General features: G+C 42.9%; 12 protein-coding genes. 3 read left to right on the top strand and 9 right to left on the bottom strand.

Features of this window, described 5'->3' with window-relative positions:
• Positions 1-222: 222 nt before the first annotated feature.
• The 4 genes from WN50_RS26855 to WN50_RS26840 all read right to left on the bottom strand — a co-directional run bounded on the left by WN50_RS26855 (position 223) and on the right by WN50_RS26840 (position 3,715).
• On the bottom strand, positions 223-750 hold the full coding sequence (locus WN50_RS26855; RefSeq protein WP_046281228.1) for a DUF456 domain-containing protein: 528 nt from the start codon (positions 748-750) through the stop codon (positions 223-225).
• A gap of 38 nt (positions 751-788) precedes the next feature.
• Positions 789-1,436 (bottom strand): cofactor assembly of complex C subunit B, encoded by a 648-nt coding sequence (locus WN50_RS26850; protein ID WP_046281227.1) that lies wholly within the window; start codon positions 1,434-1,436, stop codon positions 789-791.
• 36 nt (positions 1,437-1,472) lie between these two features.
• Positions 1,473-2,204, bottom strand: a complete 732-nt coding sequence (gene rpaB / locus WN50_RS26845; protein ID WP_046281226.1) for a response regulator transcription factor RpaB — start codon at positions 2,202-2,204, stop codon at positions 1,473-1,475.
• A 314-nt stretch (positions 2,205-2,518) separates the two neighbouring features.
• On the bottom strand, positions 2,519-3,715 hold the full coding sequence (locus tag WN50_RS26840) for an RNA-guided endonuclease InsQ/TnpB family protein (RefSeq protein ID WP_046281225.1): 1,197 nt from the start codon (positions 3,713-3,715) through the stop codon (positions 2,519-2,521).
• Between the two features lie 343 nt (positions 3,716-4,058).
• On the opposite strand from WN50_RS26840, the gene radA reads away from it, so the two are divergent.
• Positions 4,059-5,720 carry a DNA repair protein RadA gene (gene radA / locus WN50_RS26835; RefSeq protein WP_046281224.1) on the top strand — a complete coding sequence of 554 codons (1,662 nt, stop codon included), beginning with the start codon at positions 4,059-4,061 and terminating at the stop codon, positions 5,718-5,720.
• Positions 5,721-6,239: 519 nt separating this feature from the next.
• On the opposite strand, the gene rpsU is transcribed toward radA, so the two are convergent.
• The 3 genes from rpsU to WN50_RS26825 all read right to left on the bottom strand — a co-directional run bounded on the left by rpsU (position 6,240) and on the right by WN50_RS26825 (position 12,646).
• Positions 6,240-6,437 (bottom strand): 30S ribosomal protein S21, encoded by a 198-nt coding sequence (gene rpsU, locus WN50_RS26830; protein WP_046281223.1) that lies wholly within the window; start codon positions 6,435-6,437, stop codon positions 6,240-6,242.
• A 761-nt stretch (positions 6,438-7,198) separates the two neighbouring features.
• Complete coding sequence (locus tag WN50_RS32870; protein ID WP_200906361.1) at positions 7,199-7,384, bottom strand: hypothetical protein; 186 nt, start codon at positions 7,382-7,384, stop codon at positions 7,199-7,201.
• Positions 7,385-7,483: 99 nt separating this feature from the next.
• The gene (locus WN50_RS26825; protein WP_082172573.1) at positions 7,484-12,646 is read right to left on the bottom strand and encodes a DUF4347 domain-containing protein; all 5,163 of its coding nucleotides are present in this window, start codon (positions 12,644-12,646) and stop codon (positions 7,484-7,486) included.
• A gap of 1,123 nt (positions 12,647-13,769) precedes the next feature.
• Between WN50_RS26825 and WN50_RS26820 the strand changes: the two genes are divergently transcribed.
• The gene (locus tag WN50_RS26820; RefSeq protein ID WP_046281221.1) at positions 13,770-14,501 is read left to right on the top strand and encodes a WD40 repeat domain-containing protein; all 732 of its coding nucleotides are present in this window, start codon (positions 13,770-13,772) and stop codon (positions 14,499-14,501) included.
• A 10-nt stretch (positions 14,502-14,511) separates the two neighbouring features.
• Here WN50_RS26820 and WN50_RS26815 read toward each other — a convergent pair whose 3' ends face one another.
• Both WN50_RS26815 and WN50_RS26810 read right to left on the bottom strand, forming a co-directional pair.
• Complete coding sequence (locus WN50_RS26815) at positions 14,512-14,775, bottom strand: hypothetical protein (protein WP_046281220.1); 264 nt, start codon at positions 14,773-14,775, stop codon at positions 14,512-14,514.
• Positions 14,776-14,839: 64 nt separating this feature from the next.
• Positions 14,840-16,252: a sensor histidine kinase gene (locus tag WN50_RS26810; protein ID WP_425354846.1), complete on the bottom strand. Its 1,413-nt coding sequence runs from the start codon at positions 16,250-16,252 to the stop codon at positions 14,840-14,842.
• Between the two features lie 970 nt (positions 16,253-17,222).
• Between WN50_RS26810 and WN50_RS31195 the strand changes: the two genes are divergently transcribed.
• On the top strand, positions 17,223-20,562 hold a 3,340-nt coding region (locus WN50_RS31195; protein ID WP_152964939.1), incomplete at its 3' end, for a DUF4347 domain-containing protein.

Raw genomic sequence — 20,562 nt, 5'->3', positions numbered from 1 at the left:
CCCGAGAGACTGATCTCTGCTTAAGTGGGGAAACCCAGTTGAGTAAGTCAACTCATAGAAAGAGGAAACCCAAACAGTGATGTTGGGAATCTCCGTCGTTTACGGCGGAGAGGATGTCAAGCTTCTTAGATAATCGATCTGATTAGCCTAGAATCCTCTGATTATCTAGGCTCAGATCGGAGGAATTGCCACATCAAATCATCGAGGTTTTTCCCTCAAGATTTAGAGATTATAAGGCCAGGTTGTGACTAAAAATACGACCACACAAGCGGTTGCGAGAATGCCTTCAATCAGATTTCCCACAAACGATCCAACAACAATTCCAATTGATGCTTTAAATGCCAGCCTAATTCTAGCCTCAAATGCTAAATCTTTCCGATAGAGAAACTCACCCACGATTGCCCCTAATAACGGCCCAATCAGAATCCCCAGCAGAGGCCCACCAAACGGTAAAGCAGGTAAAAACCCCAAAAACCCTAGAACCAACCCGATCACCGCTCCCGTTTGTCCCCAACGGCTAGCCCCTGCCTGTTTCGCCCCCAAGTAAGCACTGAGAAAGTCAATTCCTACACTCAGCAATAATACAACGATTGCCACACCCAAGGCTAAACCCACATCCCTAAACCCGTTGACAACACCCCAAACTAAAATCGCACCTAAAATCAAGCTAGAACCGGGAAGAGCGGGAACAACGGCTCCGATAATCCCGACCAGCATGACTACAACCAGAATCCAGTATAAAACTAACATTGGGGTTACTTCTCAAACTGCACTATTAATCATTGTATTTAGATTGAGCGTTGACTGAGGGTATTTTCCAATTTATCGGCAATTCCTTCAACCCATTTTTCATCTTGTTGGGTATAACTGCGAGGTGCATTTGCCCCCAAAATCAAAACCCCTCGATTTCCTAACGGTTGACAAATAACCCCTTGTGTATTTTCGGGTAAATAATCAAACTCAATTCGACCGGGATAAAGCGCGAGATTCACCAAATAAACAGGTTTTTGTTTATCTAAGACTCGTTGAAGAATAGGGCCTGGTTGAACTTGAGGATTTTTTCCTAAAACTCCCCGTCGCAGCAACACTTGGTTTTGATAAAAAACAACGACTGATCGAGTTACAGTATTGGTTAACAACAGATGAGAAGCCCAAGCCAATTCAGTCTTAACCTCATCGGGCAAATCGGATTTGAGATCAAATCCCGTTTCACCGATCAGAGTCACCGCATCGGGAGATTTAGGTTGAACTTGCTGCCACAGCAAGCCCGTTAAAATCAGTACAGCACTCAATATCACCCCTAAAGCATCAGAACGCGCTTGTGAGTCCAATATCTCCGGGGTGAGAGTGCGATTGATCAGTAATAACGTTCCCCCTAATCCGCCCACTAACAAAGGCAGAAGTCGCAGCACTCGATTGGGGTCAGATTTAGGCATTTTGGCGTGATTCGTGACTCATCAAAATCCGGTGAATTATCCGACTTCTCCCGGTTCTATAATCCGTTGAAACAGATAACCCGTACCGCGTGCGGTGAGAATCAACTCCGGGTTACTGGGATCTTCTTCTAATTTAGCTCGCAAGCGAGAGATGTGAACATCCACAACCCGGGTATCGACATGACGTTCAGGAGTATATCCCCAAACTTCCTGTAAAATTTCAGAACGAGAAAACGGTTCACCCGAACGACTCACTAACAATTCTAAAAGGCTAAACTCCATCCCGGTTAAACGAATGCGTTCATCACCCTTGTAGACTTGGCGTTTGTTCGTGTCAATTCTAATCGTAGCGACCTGGATCACCCCCGAACTGGGAATCCCCGAAGCCCCGTTTTTATCAATCCGACGCAATACAGATCGAATCCGCGCCTCTAATTCCTTGGGAGAGAAGGGCTTAACAACATAATCATCGGCGCCTAATTCTAAGCCCGTAATTCGATCCGCTACATCCCCCAAAGCCGTTAACATAATGATGGGAATATCGGATTCTTTTCTGAGTTCTTGACAGACCCCATAACCATCTAGCTTCGGCATCATCACATCCAAGACGACTAAATCCGGGTCAGTCTTGCGAAAGGTTTCTAAAGCTTCCTCTCCATCGGCTGCCGTGACCACATCATAGCCAATCATCGAGAGGCGTGTCTCCAGAATCCGACGGATGCTGGCTTCATCATCCACAACCAGTATTTTTTCTTTATGATTTTCCAATTGACTTCACCAATCCCAACGTTTACGTTAAGCTACGTTTTTGATACAACCCTGTCTAGACTCTCTGCCGTTGACAACGGAATTTCAAGTCTACAACAGAGCAGGTTGTCTGTGTTATCACACTTTGTTTGACAAATGTGTTTATTTTTTTACTCTATCATTTATAGAACTGGCAAGAATTCTCTCAGTTTAACTTAGCTTAAGGGCAAGGCTGGCACAAATGTCATCCGCTCAGACCGGATAGGAATAAAAAACTAGAGAATAAAGGTTTTCCATTGAAGCTCCGCGCCCACAAGGGGACGCGGATTCTTGGCTCAACGAATCAGCTTGTCTAAATCAGTTTCCTGAATTAGATAGAGGCTGGTTTCTCCCCAAGCGTGACTTTCCGTTCTTCCAACGGTAGTTTGATATTCTAGTCCTAACATTTTTAATGCCTTAGCCAGAACGTTCAATGCGGCGTTGTGGTCGCGATGAAGCTCAGTTCCACACTTACATTTGTGAGTTCGGGTACTGAGCGTTTTTTTGACTTTCTCTCCACAACCACTACAGTCTTGAGAGGTATACTGAGGTGGAACAGCTACACAAACAATTCCATGTATTTTGCAGTAATAATCAACCCAGTTAGTGAATATTGACCAACTGGCATCACTAATACTTTTGGCTAAATGATGGTTTTTCACTAAATTTTTCACCTGCAAGTCCTCGTAAGCAATGAGGTCATTAGACGCTACCAACGCACTGGCTAGTTTAACCAACCAGTCTTTACGCTGCCTACTTACTCGCAGATGAAGACTCGCTAATTTCTGTTTAGCCTTATTTCTGTTCTCTCCTCCCTTTTGTCGCTTTGAAACCCGTTTTTGTAAGATTTTAAGGCGTTTCTCTGATTTCCTTAACAATCTAGGGTTTTCAATACGGTTGCCATCTGAGTCGGTATAAAACGACTCTAAGCCCAGATCAATGCCAGTAACCTTCCCCGTAAACTTATGTTCAATCTTGCGCTCTACATTGACGCATAGTTGCACGTAGTAACCATCAGCACGTCTGACAATTCTGACTCGCTTGATTTGGTTTATTGAGTAGAAATTAAGGTCATAACCACCCCGTAGTTTGAATGTACCAGCCTTGAATTTATCGGTGAATGTGATTTGTTTTCTATTCTCAGATAGCTTCCAACCACTTACCTTGAATTCAACTGAGCGTACATTCTTCTTGAAACGTGGAAAGCCTTTTTTCCCTGCAACTTTTTGGCGACAGTTATCGTAAAAACGCTTAATGCTAGCCCAGGCTCTTTCAGAGGAAGCTTGACGAGCACTAGAATTGAGTTTCCCACACCAAGCAAATTCTTTAGCCAAGTCTTTGGTAAGGGCAGACAAGTCGTACTGCCCTATGCCCTTGTTGTCCATCCAGTGACGGATGCAACGATTACGAATGAACTGAGCAGTCAAAATCATCTCATCAATGATTTTGAACTGCTCAGATTTTCCGTATAACTTGGCTTCAAGAACTAGCATTTATCCAGCTTTAGATTTATGGTTTGTATCTTACCATAAACTAAGATTGGGTGTCGGCATCCACTGGAGAAAGAGAGGGTATCGAACCCTCCCTTTCTCCCGCCATTCATCCTCACCCACAAGGGAATGAGGCTTTCTGGCGGATTTCTAGTAAAATTACAATGAAGTATAATTTTACATTTTTTTCCTTGAACTCAGTTCAATTCTTGAGTTTTTCCGATCAGATCTCGGTGAACAGGAACCTCAAATCCCACAGAAGCAATTTGCTCCTTTGCTTTTTCCCAAAATCGCATCCATTTTAGACTTCATTGCTCAATCTGTCTAGTTCAATCTATTTTAAGCAATGCCAAAGCCGCGAATCCAATATGTTTGTCACGAATGCGGGGCAGAGTTTCCTCAATATTTTGGTAGATGTCCAAGCTGTCACGCTTGGAACTCTTTAGAGGAACAAGTTGAACCCAAAACCCCCCCTTCCCTACAACGATTTAGTTGGAGTAGCTTAGAAGAAGGGACTACCGCTAAAGTTGATTCGGTATCGTCAGGACAACCGAGATCTTCGTTTAAGTTATCTCAAATTGCTGATCAAACCCAGTCGAGGATGTCTTCCGGTTATGGAGAACTTGATCGCGTCTTGGGAGGCGGAATTGTACCCGGTTCTTTGGTTTTAATTGGTGGAGAACCCGGAATTGGCAAGTCTACCTTATTGTTACAGGTGGCGAATACTTTATCTCAAAAAACTCGGGTATTGTATGTTTCAGCCGAAGAATCAGGACAACAAGTAAAATTGCGATCGCAGCGTTTGGGTGTTGGGCCAAAACCCGAAGAGGTAGATTTTCACAATGGCGACTCTCAACCGCCAGAATCTTCATCGTCGAACCCTCAAGCTGAAAATGATCCGTTTACAGAAGAAATAAAGTCTCAGCTTTCCAAAAAACAATCCGCTCAGACTTCCAAAGCAGAAACAACAAATGGCAATAACGGAAATCCCTCTCCAGAAAAAGTAGAAGAAAGCGAACCCGAATTATATCTCCTTCCTGAAACCGATTTAGAAATGATTTTAAGAGAATTAGAATCTCTTAAACCTAAGTTAGCGATTATTGATAGTATTCAAACGATTTTCTTTGCCAGTTTAACATCCGCTCCCGGTTCGGTAGCTCAGGTGCGTGAATGTACTTCGGCTTTAATGCAGGTAGCTAAACGCGAAAATATTACCCTGTTTGTTGTGGGTCATGTCACCAAAGATGGCTCATTGGCAGGGCCGAGAGTTTTAGAACATTTAGTGGATACCGTGTTGTATTTTGAAGGAGATCGATTCGCCTCTCATCGGCTATTACGTTCGATGAAAAATCGCTTTGGCGCCACTCAAGAAATCGGGGTATTTGAAATGGTAGCCGATGGTTTAATGGAAGTTCTCAACCCCTCAGAATTGTTCTTAGGAAATCGGGAAGATTTCGCCCCCGGAACTTCAACGGTGGTTTCGATGGAGGGAACTCGTCCAATTGTTGTAGAGATACAAGCTTTAGTGAGTCCCGCCAGTTACGGTTCAGCCCGTCGGGCGACTACCGGAGTTGATAGCAGTCGATTATTACAAATTTTAGCCGTTTTAGAAAAACGAGTCGGAATTCCCTTATCAAAATTAGATGCTTATGTAGCTTCCGTGGGAGGATTGAAAGTCGATGAACCCGCAGCCGATTTAGGAATTGCGATCGCCATTGTTGCCAGTTTTCGCGATCGCATCGTTGATCCGCGTACAATTTTATTAGGTGAAGTGGGATTAGGCGGTCAAGTTCGGCCCGTTTCTCAGTTAGAATTACGGTTACGGGAAGCCGCAAAATTAGGCTTTAAACGAGCCATTATTCCTAAAGGTCAAAATCCGGCTGATTTGGGAATGGAAATTATCTCAGTGGGTAAAGTGTTGGATGCGATTATTGCGTCTATTCCCACTCAACCCGCCACCATGATTAGTCATTCTGAGGTTAACCATTCAGAGGTTCCAGACTTTTAAAAATTCACGAAGATTTACTAACTTTTAGTGTTTTTTTGAGGGTTTAAATCACCACAAAGACACCAAGTCACAAAGAAATACTACCTTAGTGTCTTAGTGTTTTTTTGAGGGTTTATAATAACCACAAAGTCACCAAGTCACAAAGAAATACTACCTTGGTGTCTTAGTGTCTTATAGCGGTGTGCGCTCGTATGAGGTACAAACCAGAAACCCGGTTTCTGCTAGAAACCGGGTTTCTACCCAATCGGTGCTGTACCTCACAGAACTGAAAACTGCTATAGTGGTTTTTTGAGGGTTTATAATAACCACCAAGTCACCAAGAAATACTACCTTGGTGTCTTACTGTCTTAGTGGTTTTTTGAGGGTTTATAATAACCACGAAGTCACAAAGAAATACTACCTTGGTGTCTTAGTGTCTTGGTGGTTTTTTAAACAGACATGAAATACCCCTCATTTCTGCACAGAACAATAAGGGGCAATCAAAACTTAGAGATGGAATCGTTGAAGAGATCTTCTTCTTTAAAACATCCTCTTTTTACGCATGGCGCGTCTTTGACGTTGGTTGGCAATTGCTTTGCGCTTACGTTTTTCGGGAGGGGTTTCAAAGTGACGCTTCTTTCTCACGTCTGCTAAGATACCCGCTTTTGAGACTTCGCGCTTAAAGCGGCGCAATGCTGATTCGAGTTGTTCGTTTTCACCCAGGATAACTTGGGTCATTGTTTCTCCTTACTCTTCTACAACAACATTTGATTATTTGCTAAAGTGTTCTCAAAACTCACGCTTAGGGGGCAAGATTTGAGTGTTATAGCTAAGTTAAATTCAAACGTTCCTGTTCTCAAAGAAGCTTTTTGATTCCTTGGTCGATCTGGAAAACTGAGCGGATTACCCTCGAAAGGGGATTGAAACTGCTCTACTACAGTCTTTCGAGGAATTTTGCTGACTTAACCGAGTACAGAAACGATTCAAATTGAGCGTCACAGAAGCTGATTATACTGGAAACTACAGCTATCAGGCTTATCAGTCAAAAATGGAAACAATCATAGAGTCACTTTAGATCACGGTTAGGTCAGTTTTGGAACAGCCTCAGCAGCACATACCTGCTATTGTTCTCTGCCCGAGCCTGATTACTTGCTCTACTCTGCAATCTGTTTCCAGGTTTAAACCCAACTCGAACAGATTCGAGTCAGGTATTAGGCTTTTTTGAGCTGAAGAGTCAAGCACCTACCTTGATTGAGTTTCTGGAAGGGATGAACTCCTAATCATATATCGCTCAGAGTCCAATATGAGTCTCTTTTCAGACCGGGATTTAGGAATTTTCCTCCCACTATAGGGGTTGACCCATAAGCATTTATTCTTAATTTTACCGGATTATCCCTCACCTCTGAGGACTGATTTCAATATTGCTAACCAATATACTAGCGCAATCTGGCAAATTTCGTCTATATCCTAGTCGATCACCAATCAATCGAGATCTTCTGCTATCGGCTAACCTGGCGGAAAACACCAGTCGCAATAGACAGGACTAACAGTATCCAGATAATCACCCCCGGTAAAAAAGCCAGGACTTGTAAACCTCTAAGAATCCATACTAATAGGGTGATGGTCGTGATCACCGCAAACAGGTAGGAAAAAATCTGTTTCTGGGTGTAGGGAGATCGAGTCACATCAGATACCTCGTTAAGATTGAACACCAGTTAACAGCGATCGCGCTATCGTTGATCAGTACAACCGCTAATCGCGATCGCTGTTGTCAGGATAACAGCTTAGTTAACCAGAGCGGTAAAGCTACTTTCCGTTAAAGCGCTCACCTGTATATTATTGAGAATTGCCAACTGTTGACCATCAAGACTGAGAATTGTCGAGGTTCCCTCTTGAGTGAAAGTTAACTGGTCAAAAGTTAAGCCTCCTCCTAAAGCAATGAAGTCAGTCCCCAGTTGGAAATCACCGATGGTATCGATACCTTCATTGGAGAAGATCAAAAAGCGATCGCTTCCACTCCCCCCAAATAATAGGTCATTTCCTTCATCGCCAAACAGCCAATCATCGCCTAATTCTCCATAGAGAGTATCTTCGCCTAACCCCCCATAGAGAGTATCGCTATCTTCTCCCCCACAGAGGCGATCATTGTCTTGATTTCCAAACATCAGGTCATTTCCAATACCGCCACAGAGGGTATCTTGTCCAGGGGTATCAGCAAAGTTGACATTATCATTGATATCGCCATAGATGGTATCGTTGCCTTCATCACCGCAGAGATGGTCATTGCCTAAGTCCCCGTAGAGTAAGTCATCTCCCGCTTCCCCATAAACGAGATCGTCTTCTTTCCCACCCCGAACGTCATCATTTCCATCCCCACCACTGAGGGTATCATTACCGCGACCGCCATTCATGGAATCATCGCCTGCACCGCCCCACATCAAGTCAAGAACGCCATTTAAACCCCGTTCGGGTTCGATCTCGTCTTCATCAACGGTATCGCCCAACATCGAGTCATCGCCTTGATCGCCGTAGAGGGTATCATTGCCCAAATCCCCTAAGATGATGTCATTATCTTGACCGCCAAAGGTAAAATCATCTTGTTCCCCACTGAAAATCGTGTCATTTCCGGGGCCACCCTGAAGAATATCATTTCCTTCGTTGCCGTAGATGATATCTTGTTCAAGCACATCTCCGACAGAAATCCCGCTACCTGCACCATTCGTCCCAATAATGGTATCGTTTCCGAAATCTCCAAACAGAGAGTCACTTCCTTCGTCACCGAAGATGAGTAAATCGCCTGTGGTGCCAAAAACGGTATCATTTCCCTCAAAGCCCACAACAACAGTCGTTTCTAGAGAGGCGAGAATTTCATCATCTGTTAAAGTTCCTCGGAGGGTGTCTTCCGTCGCAGAACCGATAATGGGTTGTTCTACATTTGAGGGGTTGGGAATAACGGAAGGACGATTTGGGAGATCAATCCCAGCAAATTCGGGTAACGGAGGACAGTCACAACCGCCATCATCAACGGGTTGATTGGGAGGAAAGACAGCATCTTCCTCCACGTTTAGCCGTACTGTCGCTATGTTAGAAACAGCGCCGTCGTTATCGGTTGCGGTGAAGGTGAAACTGGCTTCACCGATAAAGTTGGGGTCAGGTTGAAAGCTTAGTTGTCCGGCTTGTTCAGCAGTTAGACGTGAAACTTGATCCAAACTGGTGATTTCTTCGCCATTGAGGAATAGGATGCCATTGGGGGGTAATTCAACGATTGTCAAGAACTCAACTGTACCATCGGGGTCTGTGGCAATCAGTTGGGGAAGATTAGAAGCGGTGCCATCATTGGTAATGGTTTCCGTTTTATCCTCTGCTTGTGGGGGCAAATTCACAGGATCTGGAAAACTGGGGACAGATAAGGGAACAATGGGAATCGTTATATTCGCAACATTCGAGATATCCCCATCATTGTCTGTCACCGTATAACTAAAGGAGGCATTACCCGCAAATGCAAGATTAGGCTGAAATGTCAGGTTATCGAGTTGATCGAGTGTTAAATCTTGTACCTGAGTGGCGTCAGTAACCGCTACACCATCCAACAACAAAAGACCCTGTGCAGGAGTGGGTAATGTAAAGCTGATGGTTTCTACAGTGCCATCGGGATCGGGATCACGGAAATTCGCCGTAGATAAAGGTATAGCCACCGGACTCACATTGAGGGTGGAATCAGTTGTAACATTGTCAGCGACGGGAGGTTGATTGACTCGGACGCTAATATTGGCAAGATTAGAAATCGCTCCTAAATCATCTTGAATGGTGTAGGGTATGGTAACGATTCCGCCCGTAAATTCGTCAGTAAATTCGGGAACCGGGGTAAACAGAACGCTGGGTTGATTTTCAACAACTGTAAATGTTCCTTGTCCTCGAACCGTAAATGTTGGGTCGATTTTGGGAGTCCCTGGGATGAGGTCAATGGTGTTGAGATCCACTTCTCCATCAGGATCAGGATCGCTAACTTCTAGATCAACTGTGACTTCAATACCAATGCGGGTACTGGCTTCTGCGTCTTCAGCAATGGGGGCTTGGTTAATGGGAATGGTAATATTTGCGGTTGAACTCGCCCCGTCGTTATCTGTAACTGTGTAAGTAAACCTGACATTGACATTTTCGCCTTCGTCTGTAAACTCAGGGTTAGGCTGGAAGGTGACATTCCCTAGTTGATCGATGGGTAAATTTTCCAGTTGGGCGGGGTCTGTAACTTCCTCTCCATTGAGTAGGAGAACACCCTGTTCGGTTGGAGGTAAGGTGAATGTGATGCTAACAATCTCACCATCCTCATCGAGGAAATCTGTTCCTTCGGTTAAAGGTAAGGGAATGGGGTTACTATTGTTTGGAATGCGATCATCGGGTTCAACATCAAAGACCGTCGGGGGTTGGTTAGGGGTAACGGTGACTGCAATTGTCCCTGGATCTGAAATCGCACCCAAGTTATCTGCAACAGTGTAGTTGATGGTTATCGGGTCTGCTTGTCCGGGAAACCCTGGGGCGGGTGTAAAGATAACAGTGGGAGGTTGGTTGTCAACTAGAGGTTGTAGCTCAAATGTCCCTTGTATTTGTCCTTGTTCTTCTACCTGTCGCCTTGTTTGTATTTCGTCAGTATCAGGATCAAGGTCAATCGTTGTCAGATCTTCGTTCTCATTTAGATCGGTAATCTGTAAGGGAATTGGATCTGTCGGAACACCAAACCGAGTGGTAGCAGTAGGATTATTTGCGACGGGAGGTACATTGGCTGGAGTGAACCCAAAGTTAATATCTGGTTGAGGTTGATTACCCGAAACCTCTACAGAAATACTGGGTGTTGCCAGTGTCGCGCCTTCAGGAATATCTGGGTCAGTGATATCAACTACAACGTTGTAAGTTCCTGGAGGTACATTGGTAAATTCATAGTTCCCATTATCATCGGTGACAACGTTAGCAACTGTATTCCCATTCCCATCAACTAAGTTAACCGTAATATTGGGTAATCTCGGTTCATCGGTGTCAGGGGTATTATTGCCGTTGGTATCGGTAAAGATGCTACCGCCAATCGTTGTGGTCGGGGGAACATCAATAATCGTGCCAATTCCTTCTGTATCCCCAATAAAACCTTGATTGGTGCTGGTGAGGATGACACTAAAGGTTTCATCGGGTTCTTCTATCTGGTCCGTGAGTGTCTCAACGGTGATCGTGACTGAGGTCTCTCCGGCAAGAATTGTTCTTGTTCTTGTGATTGGTGGTGTATAGTCCTCATCTGCTGTTGCTGTTCCGTCGCGGGTGGTATACTCTACGGTGACAGGTGTCGTAGTCTCTCCCTGCAAACTTACGGTAAACGTGGCAGGTTCACCTTCATTAACCGGAGTCGCATCACTAATTGAGACTAGGACTTTACTATAGACAACTCCACCTGCGATTAGGTCTAAGCCCCCATCTGCTTCATTCGTATTTCTTGGGAAAACAGCTTCGTTTGTGAAATCAACTAACTGATCGCGAGTTCCATTGACATCATTGGCAAACAACGAATATCCAAAGAAAGTATTACCAGGTACGACACGTAAATCTGTATAGCTGACATAAACACCACCAACGGATTGAGGGTTAACGTCCGCGCTTCGTTGGAGTGGTTCGTCTGAGTTATCAGAACGTAAAACTGATGTCTCCAATGTAAAGCTTTGATCTTCACCCCATTCATCTTCTGCAATGAGAACTAACTCCCCATACTCACTCGGTACACCGTTATCTAGAGCAAGAATGGGTGCAATTTTAAACGGGTCGTTTCCTGCACGTTCTAAGATCAGAAAACCGACTGAATCTAAGTCTGATGGTGTATTAGATGTAGTCAAACCGTTGGTTGCGATATAGTCAACCCGTTCAATATTATTGATGTTTTGGTCGCTTTGCGTTGTTGTATTGGCAAAAATATTGTCTGTGCCTCTATTGATGACGTCATCAAATAAGGCAACTTCCATGAGTTCCTCACCAGAAGGAATATTGGTGGGTAAAGGGGGTCGCAAGTTGAGTTCTGCTGCGGTTTGGCTGTCTCGCTCAAACCACAGGAGTTGGCGGTTTCCTTGGATATTGTCATTATCCACTCGTCTCAACTCAAAGTCGTTGAGGATGCTTCCTGCTAGAAATTCTGCGTTTTCAGCGACAAAACCATTAACGATGCGAAGGTTTGGCGCTCCCTGTTGAAAGTTGTATGTGATCTGGGTTCCTGTAATATCAGGTGCAACATAGGTTTGATCAGCAGCAGGGGTACCGGGTATATTTTCTTCTGTTATCCCAAGGCTATTAATAGGAGTAGCTAAAACAGAAGAATAATGAGCGATCGCTTCTGAAGTTAGCGCTAATGATACCTTAAATTCATCGGTTTTTACTTCTAGGTTCCAGTCTCCTCCTAATGCAGAATGACCTGTTTTGTTGGCGGAAGCGGCAATTTTCGCCCCAGTAATTTGATGGAGTTTTTCAATAAATTCAACGCCTGCATCTCCTGCGGCGACGTGACAACCGTAGAGAATTAAAGAGGGAACTGACCAAGTTTGCAGTTGACTAGCGTAACGTTTTAGGGTATCGAGGCTGAGTTGAGTATTACCCAGTTGCAAGCATCCGGGACTACCATGTGAAATGATATGAATTTCTGAAAGATCGGTATATTTTCGCAGCGCTTGGGTAATTTGTTCTATTCCGTCTTCGGTTCTATCGAGAAGAATGACCTTTGCTTGCGGTACAACCCCTTTCTGTAGCTTTTCGCAGTCTTCGACTTGGGCATCAAGAATAACAAGAATATTTGTTTTTGATGTCTGCAAAGCAAGAGAAAAACAAGTTTCTTGAGATTTTTGAAACGGTTCCGGGTCTTGCAAAAGTTGGGTAGAAATAGTACAGTAAGAGGTTTGAGTAGAGCCTGAATTAGAAAACATCATTTCAGTGGGTTTAGGAAAACTACATTCAAGACTGATATTCCTCCTGAAATGTTTCGGAGGAAAAATTTATTTTTTGGACAATCTCCGCCTCTGATCAGGTGGAATTTTTTGGCTTGCGTATCTTCTCTCAATGAATTTAGCTACAAAAGCTAAATTTAAAGCGTGCCAATATCTTTAAGTTTCTAGCTTTTTTAGGTTCTAGAAACCCTCTAAAATTTTACAAGTTTTTGGTGGTTCTGTAGAACTCTAGTCTCTGTTTCTCAGAAATTTTTACACCCCTCAAACTTTGAATTGGTTAGATTTAATACAAAACATAGCCTCTGGCAATTTTTTCATAAATCAACTGTTCCAAGGGATCAAACTTAAATGTTTGACTGGAGAGATTACCTTAAATTTATGCTTTCTTTATTTGAATGAAAACTTGATATAAATTTCTACAGCTTGGCTTGATCTGAGCGGAAAATTTTCTTTGCTCTTGCAACTTAAGCTCGTTCATTTGTACAACTCCCCCTATCACACTAACTAAGTGGTGTATCAATCTTACTAATTGCATCAGTAAGATCACCTATCTATATACCTGTTCTTTCTGTGTTTACAAGTTTTCATGTATTGCAGTTCATAAACTGTCATATTTTGACTTGACAAATAGACTTATTTATGCGTTTTAAACAATCGGGATTTTTTGTGAGTTTCAATATAAAGATGTTTATCAGATTATATGAGAATTCACTATAGCTTTTTATTTCTAGAGAAATAGCTATTCGCAACATATCTTGAGGGTTTCACTTGGGCTTCTAGCCCTCTTTGATCGCTTGAAGAATAATCAACAAATCTCGGTCATTTTAGCAGAGAAAAACTTCCAAAATTATTTCAGTAAATTCGGGAAAATTTAGAGGAAGATCAGCAGGTGCGTGACTACAACTGATACCAGAAATGGCTTGCCTCACTACTGTTAGTATACCTGATCATCTGAAAAAGTGCTAGAAGTTCTTGCTAATGTGTCTAGACAAAAATCTCGCAAGGTTGTAGTTAAACGGGTATCAGTAACTTAAGACTCTAAATTGTCTGGAATTTCGGGTAAACTGAATAGGTATGACTGCGGTTTAGTCATTAGTCAACAATAATGACGGTAGCATTTAGTCCTGATGGGAAAATACTCGCCAGTGGGGGATGGGATGAAACCGTGAAACTTTGGGATGTCGAAACAGGTCAACTCCTGCGAAGTATTACCGCGCATTTTGTGGCGTCAGTAGCGTTTAGTTTGGATGGGAAAAAAATCGCGATCGCAGCCTTTGATCAGACGCTAAACATTTACAATATAGAAACGGGAGAATGGGATCAAAGTTTATTCGGACATAGCAGTTGGCTGTTAGGGGTGGCCTATAGTCCCTGTGGTCGCTGGTTAGCCAGTTGTGGTTTAGATCGTAGCATTCGCCTCTGGGATCTCAATACCGGAAACTGTCATTTCGTTTTATCAGGACATTCAGACTGGGTGTGGAAAGTTGCGTTTAGTCAAGATAGTCGTTTGTTAGCCAGTGCGAGTAGCGATCGCACCATTAAATTATGGGATATAATAACAGGAACCTGTTTAAAAACCCTAGAAGAACATGAATTTTGGGTGATGTCTGTGGAGTTTCATCCCGATCCCACTTCTCAATTTAATACTCCAGAAATTATCGTCAGTGGCGCTGCGGATCAAACCATTAAACTCTGGGATGTATTAACGGGAAATTGTATTCAAACCTTGAAAGCAGATCGTCTCTATGAAGGAATGAATATCAGTCAAGTTACAGGACTAACAGACGGTCAAAAAACGGCGTTAAAGCTTTTAGGTGCAGTGTTTAGCGAAGAATAGAGAAACGGTATTAGATCTGTTCTTGTTGACATTGATGAAAAATGAAATCGAGGGCTGACAATAGTTTTTCTATATTATAAATTGTATATAGCGGTGTGCGCTCGTATGAGGTACAAACCAGAAACCCGGTTTCTAGCAGAAACCGGGTTTCTACCCCATCGGTGTATAGTTTTTCTATATTATAAATTGTATAATATCGCGTATCTTTTGTAAAGAGATTGTCGTTGAGTTTGCCCAATTCCCAACTAATATTTTTATAGGAATCGAAAGACATAAAAATCTCTCCTGTAATTCATTAAAAGAACGGTTTTCTTAAGGTTTATGGTTAAATATTTCAATCAAACGAGAGGTAATAAAATCTCAAACTCTGTTCCCATACCCGGTTCAGATTGCATCAGAAATTGACCCCCATGTTTCCCCGTAACAATTTGATAACTATGGGCTAAACTGGTTTCTTTTTCAAGGCGTTTTCGGGTTGAAAAAGATTCAAGAATTTTTTGTTGTTCATCGAAAGACATACCAGGGCCATTATCTGCTATCCGAATAGAAACCCAACGTTGGGGAGTTCTTTCTGAACTGAGTTTTGTTTTTGGCGATCGCACTTCTGTGGTAATTTCTATTGTGGGTTGTTTGTCAATATTTTGACTAATATTTCCTCGATATTTTTTCGCCCAATCTTCACTAAAAGCCTGACTCACCAGGGCATCAATTGCATTGGTTAAAATATTCATAAAAACTTGATTCAGTTGACCAATATAGCAGGTAACAGGGGGGATATGATCATAAGATTTTATCACTTTAATTTCACTAGATATTCTATTTTTTAGCAGTAATAAAATGCTTTCTAAATGCGTATGAATATCAGCAGGCTTGGGATGAACTTCATCAATATAACAGAAATTTTGCAAACTCGTTGCCAATTTTTTTAACCGTTCTGCTCCGCTTTGAATACTCTTGACAATTTGAGGAATATCTTGTTGAATATAATCAAATTCTATTTCATCTTTGATCTGCTGAATATCGGACGGAGTTGTTGAAAAATGGGCTTCATAAACTGATATCAAGTTAATCAGACTTTCGCTATAAGCTGAGAGATGCGTTAAATTTCCCCAAATAAAACCCACCGGATCTAAAATTTCATGGGCGACGCCATCCACCAAACGTCCCAAATTTGCCATTTTCTCAATTTGTACAATTTGAGTTTGCATTCGTTCAAAGCGAACTTGAGTTTCAATTCCACGAATTTGCCAGTTAGCAATATTTAATTCGTGAACATCGAGCAGTCGATAAGGTAAACTCCGAGAAGATGAGGAGAGCGGATCAATTTCAACAACAATGGGTTCACCTCGTAGTTCGGGTATGCGTCGGAGCGCCTGTTGAGCGGCACTAACAATCGCCGTATCTTCTGATAAAATCAAAGGCGATGTACGGGCATAGCTGTAGAGAACCCGCAGAGGTTGGGGTAAAAACAGCTCCATTGCTTGAGGGCGAATCAAAAATTCTAACAGTTGGCGTCGCGAGATCATCCCCAAAAATTGCGGATCTCCATCGGGTGATTCCTCAATCAGAATCACTCCCGGAACGCTAGGATAGCGCTCAAAGATTTGAGCGACAACAATTCCTTGACAACTTGCAGAGATCTGAAACTCATACAGAGAAAGATCTCCCAAAGTTGATGCTAAACCCAGATCGAAAATGCTCCCCTCCATTAAGCGAGGGGGAGAGACTTGATCATCACGTTCCTCTAGCACGGCGTGTTACACCAGTCAGCTACATTTCTAGTTTACTCTACAACCTACAAATGAAATAACTATCAAACATTTCAAGCAAACAGCCCCACCCAAACCTTGATCATTTCCACTCAGTCAGACACTAAAAAGCCTTGATCAAGAGACTTTCACCTCGGGAGAACTTGAAACAGTACAGTGCCATACCCTAACTCTTGAGGTAGAGATCATCATAGAGTTCGTTTTCAATCATCAGGATTTTTAGATGTACTCCCAAGTTGCAGAAGATGAAGCACAACTTTAACAAGATCATTGTGAACAGTCATCTATCTACAAGCAGAAAAGCTATAATGATTTGAGAAGCTATTGAGTCAATTTCTCTACATTTAGAGATAGACAAAATCCCTCATTAATTCAACACAAAATGAGCATTTTGTCAAGGGAGAATATGCCAGTAAATAAACTGCTATAAGCTCAAACACAGAAAAAGACAAAGAGCAGTTATACCTGTAAGTGATCTCGTTGAAAAAATTAGTAAATTTAGCACTAAGCTGAGTGACCGTTATGGGGGAATTGTGCAAATTGATAGTTAAGTTGAAAAAAATCAAGGTTTTTGGCTAACTCAAAGCCTCACTCTGGAAATAAAGCTGAAGTATTCAATTAAAAAAAGAGGAATAGAATTTTCTATCTATCCAACCTCACCCCGAAAAAATAAATTTGTATAATATACCCTCAATCAACCGAGTTCAGTTCGACTGAATTCCTAAACTTTGTCGAACTAGACTTGAGTTTCTGTATTCTTCAAAGCATAGAAACTCAACGGCAAGTGCCTAAAAATTTAGAAACCGAAACCCAAGTTATTCAAAGCGCGGTTAATTGAACAAAAACTTAACCTCAGCTTCAAACAAACTGTTTCATATTTTCAGTGAATCCTCAGAATTTTTTGAACGAGGATCATCAGTCTTGAATGTAGTTTTTTAAAATAAGTGAAATCATGTTTTATACTCCAACTCATACTCCAACTTCCTCCTCTACAATTTCTCGGCAATTTCGGGAAAACCCGGAATTTGATCAAAACTCAACAAAAACCGATGTTCTTGTTATTATTGATGCCCAAGTACAAGACTGCAAACAACTACTAAAAGGCGTTGTACCGGGAGTCAACGTAAAACTCCTCAATACAACTCAAGATGGAGTCAGACAAATCACTCAAACTCTGCGAGAAAATCCCAATCTCTCAGAAATTCATATCCTTTCTCACGGGTGTCAGGGAAGCTTACAACTGGGTAATACTCAACTCAGCCTCGACAGTCTACAACTCTACGCTAACGAACTCAAAACCTGGTCAGTAAGCCAAATTCTGCTTTATGGTTGTAACGTTGCAGCCGGAGACGCAGGCGTTGAATTTATTGAAAAACTGCACCAACTTACCGGAGCAAAAATTGCCGCTTCTGCCAATAAAACAGGTCATTCTGCTTTAGGCGGAGACTGGAATTTAGAAGTCAAAACCGATGAATTTGAGGGTTCGTTTCCTCTCACCTCAGAAGCAATAGAAAGTTATCGCTTTGCTTTTCCCTTAGCAATTGAGGAACTACGAGTAGAGAGAATAGCACCAGACGAAGATAGCGGCAATATTTCCTATATCGGTCCCGATATCCAAACAAATGTTCCCGAAGAAACAGAGATACAATACAACTTTCAACAGGGTGACAATAATCTTCTGGTTGTCAGAAGCTTTACCTCACCAGAGCAAGAAGAATTTTTAGCAGGCGATATTCTCAATGACTTTGAGTTGAGGCGAGTTGATAATGAGAGTATTCAAGGCGCACGACAACTGCTTTGGTTTGAGCGGGAGAGCGAAACAGACACCGAACTCAATCTCAGACCCCCTTTTGCCCAGATTCCTGCGGATAATACCGATGATGACTTGATGGAAGTCACCTTGTTTGATGACGTGATCAACCGAGGTACAGATAATATTTTTGCAAATCAGACTAACACACCAGACGAAAATATCAACAACATTGAGCGAATTGACTATATCTCAACAGATGGTTTACAAGCTCCCCTGGAAAACTTAGATGAAGTGGGTTTTCTCATCCTTGAGCGTGGCGGTAACGATGCGTTTAAAATCGCACCCATTTTAGCACTAGACGCACAAACAGGTCTTCCGACTGAATTTGGAAATTTACTGGAGATTACAGGAGATCTCTGGGGTGTTGATCAGTCTATCACTCTGGATACATCTGTTCTACGAGCAGATCAACCCGGTGAAAACCTACTGCGGAGAAACAATGTTGAGGGTCAAAACGTCGGTGGGATTTATATCAGTTTTAGCGATCTGGGTATCGAAGCAAGACAGCAATTTAATGGATATGCCTTGTTTGCGACTGATGTTCAGCAGACTGATGATTTAGTCGATTTCGAGAGTTTCCCCACAGACACATCCGAAGACGTAGGAGGATTAGATTTAATTGCAGGTGGGGTTGTTTATGGTCAGATCTTCATCAATATTAACGATATTACCGTTATCGAAGGAGAACCCGCTCAATTCACCGTTAATATCCCTTCTCCAGTTAATACACCGATCACCATAGACTATGCTACCAGCGATACTGATTTAGAGACGGGTGAAGCTACGGCGACTGCGGGAGAGGATTTCACACCCATTACAGAAGGCACCATTACCATTCCAGCCGGAAAAACAGAAGGCACCACTACCATTCCAGCCGGAGAAACTGATACGGTTAATATTGAGACCTTAGTTGATAACATCGAAGAAAATGACGAACAGTTTCGAGTCATTCTTTCTAACCCCAGTCGAGGCTTTATCATTGATCGCGAAGGAATAGCTACGATTATTGATGCAGCCGTACCCACCACAACCGTTAGCGGCACAGTCTTTACAGATACCAACGGCGACGACAGTCTCAGCGAGAATGAACCGGGTTTACAAGGAATTGATGTTGGCTTATTAATTAATACTGAAGTTGATATTAGTGAGGTGTTTGCTACCGTTGAAACCAATGCTGATGGTAGCTACCAATTCGATGATGTTATTCCAGGGGAGTACAGCATTGAGGTTAATACGACTGACGAAAATATTCCCGAAGGAGCGATTTTAGGAACAGAAAATAATCTTCCTGTAACTGTTGCTGCCAATCAACCTGTAACCGGGATAAACTTTGGGTTCGATCCGACAGTCGAAAATACTGCACCTGTTGCCGAACCTGACACCGCAGAAACCGCAGTCAATACCGAAGTTAACCTGAATATTCTCGAAAACGATAGCGATACAGATGGTAATATAGACCCGACAACAGTAGATCTCAACCCCGAAACTCCCGAAGTTGAAATCACTCGCGAAGTACCCGGAGTTGGAAGCTACACCGTAGACGAGACAGGCGTTGTCACCTTCGCTCCAGAACCCGAGTTTACTGGAACATCCACGATTAACTACACCGTACAGGATGACGTTGGCACCGCTTCAGAACCCACAGCGATCACTGTTACCGTTAATCCCCCTGCCAACGTTCCTCCAACAGCAACCGACGAAAACGTTAACACCGCCTTTGAAACTCCTGTCACCTTTAATCTGACTGATAATATTAGTGATCCAGATGGAAACGTTGAATTAAGCACGATTGACCTTGATCCAACCACTCCAGAAATAGTAGATCAACAGCTTGTTTTACCCGAGGGAACATTTACAGTCAATAATCAAGGTCAAGCAACCTTTGAACCTGTTGGCGGTTTTAGCGGTAGTGTAACCATTCCCTTTACAGTCCAGGATGATTTAGGCGCGACTTCCGAACCTGCTAATATTTCAGTCACCGTTAGCGCCGAAGCCAACCAACCGCCCACAGCCCAGGATGTTGAGAGTTCATCAATTCTCAACAATAGCGCTCCGATTCCTCTACCTTTGTCTGCGGCGAACTTCAGTGACCCTGATGGCATCGTAGAATTGATTAACTTGACATTACCCGATGCCGCACAAGGTACTCTGTTGCTTGATGGTGTGGCGGTGAGTGACCCGATTCAGGTTCAACGGTTAACTCCCAATCAACTTGATAATCTCACATTTGAGCCTAATATTGGCTTTGCCGGGAATGCGTCTTTTAATTATCGAGTCACAGACAATGATGGCTCGACTTCTAATGCAGCCAGTGTGACTGTTCCGGTTACTGCCTTTTCCGTTCCGACGGTTCCGCCAACTCAACCTGAACCTCCAACTCAACCTGAACCTCCAACTCAACCTGAACCGCCAACTCAACCTGAACCCCCAACTCAACCTGAACCTCCAACTCAACCTGAACCGCCAACTCAGCCTGAAC

It is taken from the genome of Limnoraphis robusta CS-951 (assembly GCF_000972705.2).
This window is presented reverse-complemented; position numbering and strand designations above follow the sequence as displayed.